The organism is Mesorhizobium sp. M0830, assembly GCF_040319965.1.
Lineage (GTDB): Bacteria > Pseudomonadota > Alphaproteobacteria > Rhizobiales > Rhizobiaceae > Mesorhizobium.
Window position 1 is genome coordinate 65,755 of record NZ_JAMYOR010000033.1, and the last position, 6,623, is coordinate 72,377.

4 protein-coding genes and 5 pseudogenes are annotated in these 6,623 nt (G+C 62.3%); 8 read left to right on the forward strand and 1 reads right to left on the reverse strand.

Annotation, left to right across the window (positions count from 1 at the left end; all coding sequences use genetic code 11):
* The first annotated feature begins 16 nt into the window (after nucleotides 1-16).
* From trbL to NKI20_RS19850, 5 genes and pseudogenes are all read left to right on the forward strand, one after another.
* Nucleotides 17-1,339 carry a P-type conjugative transfer protein TrbL gene (trbL, locus tag NKI20_RS19830; RefSeq protein ID WP_352833320.1) on the forward strand — a complete coding sequence of 441 codons (1,323 nt, stop codon included), beginning with the start codon at nucleotides 17-19 and terminating at the stop codon, nucleotides 1,337-1,339.
* Nucleotides 1,340-2,070 (forward strand): annotated as a pseudogene (trbF, locus tag NKI20_RS19835) (conjugal transfer protein TrbF).
* Nucleotides 2,060-3,088, forward strand: coding sequence for a P-type conjugative transfer protein TrbG (gene trbG, locus NKI20_RS19840; RefSeq protein ID WP_352833323.1), 1,029 nt, complete (start codon nucleotides 2,060-2,062; stop codon nucleotides 3,086-3,088). Before trbF ends, trbG begins: the two are co-directional and overlap by 11 nt.
* Before the next feature lie 10 nt (nucleotides 3,089-3,098).
* The gene (locus NKI20_RS19845) at nucleotides 3,099-4,316 is read left to right on the forward strand and encodes a TraB/TrbI/VirB10 family type IV secretion system protein (protein WP_352833326.1); all 1,218 of its coding nucleotides are present in this window, start codon (nucleotides 3,099-3,101) and stop codon (nucleotides 4,314-4,316) included.
* 13 nt (nucleotides 4,317-4,329) lie between these two features.
* On the forward strand, nucleotides 4,330-4,608 hold the full coding sequence (locus NKI20_RS19850; RefSeq protein WP_023689356.1) for a DUF2274 domain-containing protein: 279 nt from the start codon (nucleotides 4,330-4,332) through the stop codon (nucleotides 4,606-4,608).
* 83 nt (nucleotides 4,609-4,691) lie between these two features.
* Here the strand turns inward: NKI20_RS19850 and NKI20_RS19855 are convergent.
* Nucleotides 4,692-4,928: pseudogene (locus NKI20_RS19855) on the reverse strand (MucR family transcriptional regulator); the annotation flags it as partial.
* Between the two features lie 111 nt (nucleotides 4,929-5,039).
* On the opposite strand from NKI20_RS19855, the pseudogene NKI20_RS19860 reads away from it, so the two are divergent.
* The 3 pseudogenes from NKI20_RS19860 to NKI20_RS19870 all read left to right on the forward strand — a co-directional run.
* Nucleotides 5,040-5,288: pseudogene (locus NKI20_RS19860) on the forward strand (transposase); the annotation flags it as partial.
* 424 nt (nucleotides 5,289-5,712) lie between these two features.
* Nucleotides 5,713-5,859, forward strand: a pseudogene (locus tag NKI20_RS19865) (IS110 family transposase); the annotation flags it as partial.
* Between the two features lie 83 nt (nucleotides 5,860-5,942).
* Nucleotides 5,943-6,539, forward strand: a pseudogene (locus NKI20_RS19870) (IS3 family transposase); the annotation flags it as partial.
* Nucleotides 6,540-6,623: the final 84 nt, after the last annotated feature.

The window sequence follows — 6,623 nt, forward strand, 5'->3', positions numbered from 1 at the left end:
CGAGGAAGGCGGCGACATGAACGACCTCGGAGTCATCGATCGCTTCATGGAGACCTTTACCCGCTACATTGACAGTGGGTTCGGTCTGCTTTCGGGCGACGTCGCCTTTCTCACCACCATTCTGATCGGCATTGACATCACGCTCGCGGGCTTGGTCTGGGCGTTCGGCGGCGAGCCCAACATTCTTGGCCGGCTTGTTCGCAAAGTGCTCTATGTCGGCGCCTTCGCCTTCGTCCTGAACAATTTCAAGAACCTCGCCGACATAATTTACCGCTCCTTTGCCGGTCTCGGCATAAACGCATCGGCCGGCAACCTGCCCGCCGACAGTCTCCTACGGCCAGGCCGCATTGCCGCGGCCGGCTTCGAGGGCGCCTGGCCGCTCCTCAATCAAGCGAGCCAGCTAGTAGGCTTCCCCGAGATCTTCGGTAACGCGCTCACCATCTTCGTGCTGCTTCTGGCCTGGTTCCTGGTCCTCATCGCCTTCTTCATTCTTTCCATCCAGCTCTTCATCACCATCCTCGAGTTCAAGCTCACCACGCTGGCCGGCTTCGTCCTGGTGCCCTTCGCGCTCTGGAACCGCTCGGCGTTTCTGGCCGAGCGCGTGCTCGGCAATGTGATTTCGTCGGGCATCAAGGTGATGGTGCTTGCCGTCATCGTCGGCATCGGCTCCACGCTCTTTGGCGAGTTCGCTTCCGCCCTGCAGGGCCAGGAGCCGGACCTGGCGGCGGCCATGTCTCAGGTGCTGGGTGCGCTGGCGCTGCTTGGGCTCGGCATTTTCGGCCCCGGGATTGCCTCGGGTCTTGTTTCCGGCGCGCCGCAGCTTGGCGCCGGCGCGGCACTTGGAACAACGGCGGCCGCAGCTGGATCAACGCTCGTTGCCGGAGGCGCTGCGTTAGCCGGCGCGCGCATGGCAACAGGCGGCGGCCTCGCCGCAGTCCGTGCCGGCGCCGCCATGGGGTCCGCTGCCACCGTCGCTTGGCAAACGGGGCGCGCGACATCGCCCGAGTCCGGGCTGTCCGGGGTAGCTGCTGGGCTGCAGGGGGTTGCGAGTGCCGCTAGCGGCGCCGCGATGCGGGGAATGCGATCCGCAGCAGAACCATTCCGCCGTAGTGCCGACGCCGGTCGCGATGCCGGCTGGGCCGCGACCGGCGGCATGCCGACCAGATCGATGAGCGGAAGCTCTCCAGTTATAGCTCCCGCGGCCGCGCCTGCCTGGGCAAGGCGTCTGCGTTCCGAACAGACCGCACGCGCCCATCGCAATGCTGCCACGCAGGCGGTGCGCGATGGAGATCGGGGCGGAAGCGGCGCCAATCCCTCCCTCAATGACAAGGAAGACTAGATGCTCTTCAAGCGACCCGTTCAGCGTTATGGAAAGACGCCCGAACCCGTAACACCCTACCAGAAGGCCAGCCAACTCTGGGATGAGCGCATCGGCGCGGCGCGCGTCCAGGCCAAGAACTGGCGCTTCATGGCCTTTGGCTGCCTGGCTCTGACGACGGGGCTTTCCGGTGGGCTCCTGTGGCAGTCGATGCTGGGCCGCGTCGTGCCTTATGTCGTCGAGGTCGACCGCTTTGGCGAGGCGCATGCGGTCGCGCCGGCAGTCCAAAACTACCAGCCCGACGATGCCCAGATCGCCTGGCATCTCAGCCGCTTCATTCAGAATGTTCGTTCGGTTTCCACTGATGCGGTTCTGGTGCGGCAGAATTGGCTGTCGGCCTACGACTTTGCCACCGACCGAGCGGCGCTCTTCCTCAACGAATATGCCAAGGCGAACGACCCTTCGGCCAAATCGGCACGCGCAGCGTGTCAGTGCAGGTGACCAGCGTGGTCAGGGCTTCCGACAGCTCGTTCCAGGTCAAATGGACCGAGCAGGTGTTCGAGCGCGGCAGCCTCGCCAGCACGACGCGCTGGATCGGGATCCTCACCATCCTCATCCGCCCGCCTAGGACAACCGAGCAGCTGCGCAAGAACCCGCTCGGCGTCTTCATCAACGCCATCGACTGGTCGCGCGAGCTCGACAGCGCCGCGCCAACCCCCGTTTCCCCTAAGGAGCCCGCCAATGACAAATAGAGCCCCATTGCTTCGTGCTGCCTTGATCCTGTCGGCGTCTGCTGCGGTTCTTTCGGCCTGTGCCTCGAAGCCAGTGCCGCCGCCTCAGATTTCCTATGACCACGAGGACTTCAAACCAGCCGCGATCGAGAAGGCGCCGGAGAAGCCGGTCAAGGTCGTGGAAGTGCCGAAACCGTTACCGTTGCCTGGTCAGTTGATGCCCGCACCCGGCAAGCCCGCCCCAGATAAGCGCTCGCCGGAAGAACAGGTCGCCGATGCCAACAAGGCGGCGACGCAACAACCCACCAAGTTTGGCTATGTCAATGCGGTGCAGGTTTACCCCTTTGCCGACGGCGCGCTCTACCAGCTCTACGCCGCGCCGGAGCGCGTCACCGATATCTCATTGCAGCGGGGCGAGAAGCTGACCTCGGTCTCAGCCGGCGATACGGTCCGTTGGGTGATCGGTGACACCGTTAGTGGCTCAGGCGATGACCAGCGCACTCATGTGCTGGTGAAGCCATTCGCGCCGGGGCTTGCCACCAATCTGGTCATCACGACGGACAGGCGATCCTATCACCTGCAGCTTCAAAGCACTGAGAAAACTGCCATGGCGGCGCTCTCCTGGATTTACAGCGAAGACCAACTCGTGGCGCTTCGGCGGCGCAACGCTCAGGCCGAGGCTGAAATGCCCGCGGCCTCGAACGTAGCACTCGAAAACATCCGCTTCCGCTATTCGATCGCCGGCGACACGCCACCGTGGAGACCGACGCGCGCCTTTGATGATGGCAGCAGGGTCTATATCGAATTCCCGCGCCGTATCGACCAAGGTGAGGCGCCGCCGCTCTTCATCGTCGGAGCCGACGGGAACAACCAGCTCGTCAACTATCGCATGCGCGGCAACTACTACATCGTCGATCGCCTCTTTGCTGCGGCCGAGCTAAGGCTGGGCACCAAACAGCAGCAGGTGGTGCGCATTACGAGAACCGACGGTCGGCAACCGCCGCGCCGGGTTTCGCTGTTTTCGCGTTTTGGCAGGTGAGGGGAGGCTCATGACCGATACTTCCCATCCGAATGCTCCGCCGAAGCTCAATCCCGAACAGCTGCAGCTGCGAGCCTCGCCCCGCCGAGCGGTGCGGTTCAGGCGCGGCATAATCGTCGCGATCGCTGCTGTTGGTTCCGGCGCTGTTTTTGGCGTCACGGTGATGGCGCTGCGGGGACCCGCATTGCGCCTGAAACAGCAGGCCGAAGAGCTCTACAGCACGGACCGCAAGCCGACCGCCGAGGGACTTGAATCGCTGCCCAAGGACTATTCCGGGAGCAAGCCGAAGGCTCCGGTGCTTGGACCGCCGCTGCCCGGGGATCTCGGCCGTCCTATTCTCGAGCACCAGCGCCAGCTTGGCATCGCACCTGGGCAAGACGTTTCCGCCGAGGCGCAGCGGCTTGCACAACAAGCGATTGAGGCGCGCGAGTCGCAAGTCCTCTTCCGCATCGAGAACCGGCCCCAGCAGGCGGAAGCTGTTGGCAATGGGCAGGGCGGACGTTCGCCTTTCGAGACGGCGTCTCCGAAGCCAGATACCGAAGGCCAGCGAGCTTCCGTCGCGCCGCCCGTGGGCGACCAGAACAATCAACAGCGCAAGCTCGATTTCATCGATCAACGGAACACCGGCGGGATCTACAACCCGCATGCACTGCAGACGCCGGCTTCGCCCTATCAGATCATGGCCGGCAGCGTGATCGCTGCAAGCCTGATCACCGGCATCAATTCCGATCTGCCCGGCCTTGTCGTCGCCCAGATCACCGAGAATGTGCACGACAGCGTCACCGGCAGCATCCTGCTCATCCCGCAGGGCTCACGGCTGATCGGCACCTACGACAGCGTTGTAGCCTTTGGGCAAAGGCGCGCTCTGTTGGTGTGGCAACGCATCGTGATGCCGGATGGCTCATCTACCGAAATCGACAATCTGCCCGTGACCGACGCGGCCGGCTATGCCGGGCTCGAGGACAAGGTAGATTTCCATACTTGGCAGTTGATCAAGGGCGCCGCGGTGGCCACATTGCTGGGGGTTGGTACCGAGTTGAGCTTTGGGGAAAATGAAAGCGACTTGGTCAAGGCAACTCGTGAATCCACCCAGCAGAACGTCAGTCACGCGGGCCAACGGATCACTGAAAAGAACCTGAACGTCCAACCCACGATCACCGTCCGCCGTGGTTGGCCGTTGCGCGTCATCGTGCACAAGGACCTCGTGTTGCGGCCATACACGGGGTGAACAGGAGGACTTCATGGCTAACCTGAAACTCGGAAAACTTCCGGACCGGACACCTTCGAAGATCACCATCACCGTTGGCGCCGACTTGAGCCAAGCACTCAACGACTATGCCGCACTTTACCGTGAGACCTATGGCGAGTCCGAAACGGTGGCGGAACTGATCCCCTTTATGCTGGTCGGGTTCCTGGAAGGCGACCGGGCGTTTGCCAAGGCCAGAAAGGAAGGTCTGCCGGGCGCCGGCGCGTCGGAGAAACCACGAAGGCAATCATCTTCCACACTGGACAACGGTTAGCGCTTGGTGTCGTTTTGGAGCACGCTAGGTTCTTGATCCTGACCGCGTTGCCGCCGGTCCGAGCGAGCGTTTCGCATATGAGATCAGGCTTTCGCTTTACGCTTTGAGATAGGTTTCTTGGCCGGAGCAGCCTTCCTTCCCAAACCTAACGATTTTGCCAGCGCTGATCGGGCGGCCGAATAGTTCGGAGCGACCATGGGATAGTCCTTCGCCAGTCCCCACCTCGCCCAGTATTCATCGGGCGTCATTCCGTGTCGGGTTGCCAGATGGCGCTTCAGTGACTTGTATTTCTGATCGTCTTCAAGACTGAGCTGGCGATCAAATCGGCAATCCAGAGACCGGAACCGCGTTCTTCTGGATATAGGCAGAATGGCCTGCTGCCGGTTTCGTGGACGCCCGAGATAAGGTGTTTAACGGAGCTGGAGAGTGGAATGCAGAGAAGGAAGTTCAGCCGCGAGTTCAAGCTTGAGGTAGTGAGGCTGGTGAAGGATGTGGGCGTGGCGGTGTCGCAGGCTGCCCGCGACCTCGATCCCCACGAGAATGTGCTGCGCAAATGGGTGCGCGATCGATCGGCCGATCCGCAGCATGCCTTTCCCGGTCATGGGCAGATGAAGCCGGAGCAGTTGGAGATTGACCGGCTGCGCAAACAAGTCGCCAAGCTGAAGGCGGAGCGCGACATCTAAAAAACTGTCACGGGCCGTTGCCCGCCTGCGCGCGGTAGAAACAGCCTATGCTACCCTCGCACCTCGGAGGGTAGCGACCGTCAGCTTATTGGAGGCGCAGTCCCCGTAAAAAAACGTGGTCCATGGGTGCATGCGAACTTGAGAGTGGTGACGCCGCTCCAACGGCGATCCCCGAAGATGAAGATAGGCATAGCCCAGACCCTCCCGCCTACAATTTTTGATGGAGGCTTTGCGATGCCCAAGATGACGACCGGCGACCGCCCGGAGTTGAAGCCGGTCAATGTTGGTGCCGCTGGCATCGACATCGGATCAAGAATGCACATGCGGTCGACCCGGCCTGCACAGACACACCAGTGCGAGCGTTTGGCACATTCACGCAAGACCTGCATGATCTGGCGGACTGGTTCAAAGCGTGCGGCGTGACCAGTGCGCGATGGAATCCACCAGGGTCTATTGGATCCCGGCCTACGAGATTCTCGAGCAGCACGGGTTCGAAGTCATTCTGGTCAATGCGCGTTACGCAAAGAACGTGCCTGGGCGCAAAACAGATGTCAGCGATGCCGCGTGGCCGCCAATCTGAAGCGGCGCGCCAAATCGCTGGGCCTCGTTTCGCAAGCTGTTCCATGCGAGACTGAGGTGGCTGTTTCTTAGGAAGGCCGCAGCCTACTTCGCGAGGGAAGTGACGTGAGATTTGCTTTCATCGCGAGGCACTGGGGCATCTGGCCGGTGGCATGGCTGTGCAGTGCGCTGGATGTATCCCGCTCGGGCTTCCATGCCTGGCTCAACCGCAGCCCCAGCGTTCGCTCCCGGCATGACGAGATCCTCGCGTCCAGGATCGACCGAAGCTTCAAGAGCAGCGATCCCACCTACGGCGCGCGTCGCGTCTGGCACGACGCTCTGGCAGAGGGGCTTTCCTGCGGACTGCATCGCATCGAACGGCTGATGCTGGAGAACGGCCTCCGGGCACGTCCACGCCGGCGCGGACTGCCGAAGGACACCGGCGCGGCGGTGTTGGACAATCTACTCGACCGCGCCTTCGAGGCATAGGCCCCAAACCAGAAGTGGATTCCGGACTTCACCTACATCTGGACCGCCGAAGGATGGCTCTACGGGGCCGCCGTCGTTGACCTGTTCTCCAGCCGTGTCGTCGGCTGGGCGATGAGGGCCGAGATGACGGCCCAGCTCGTCACTGACGCTCTCATCATGGCGATCTGGAGGAGAGGCAAGCCGGACAGCCTGCTGCACCACTAGCAGGCTTCTCTGATTGGGGTCGGTGAGGTCAAGCGTTTCCTGTCTTTTTTCCGGACCATGTCGCCCCGCGGGTCACTCGCT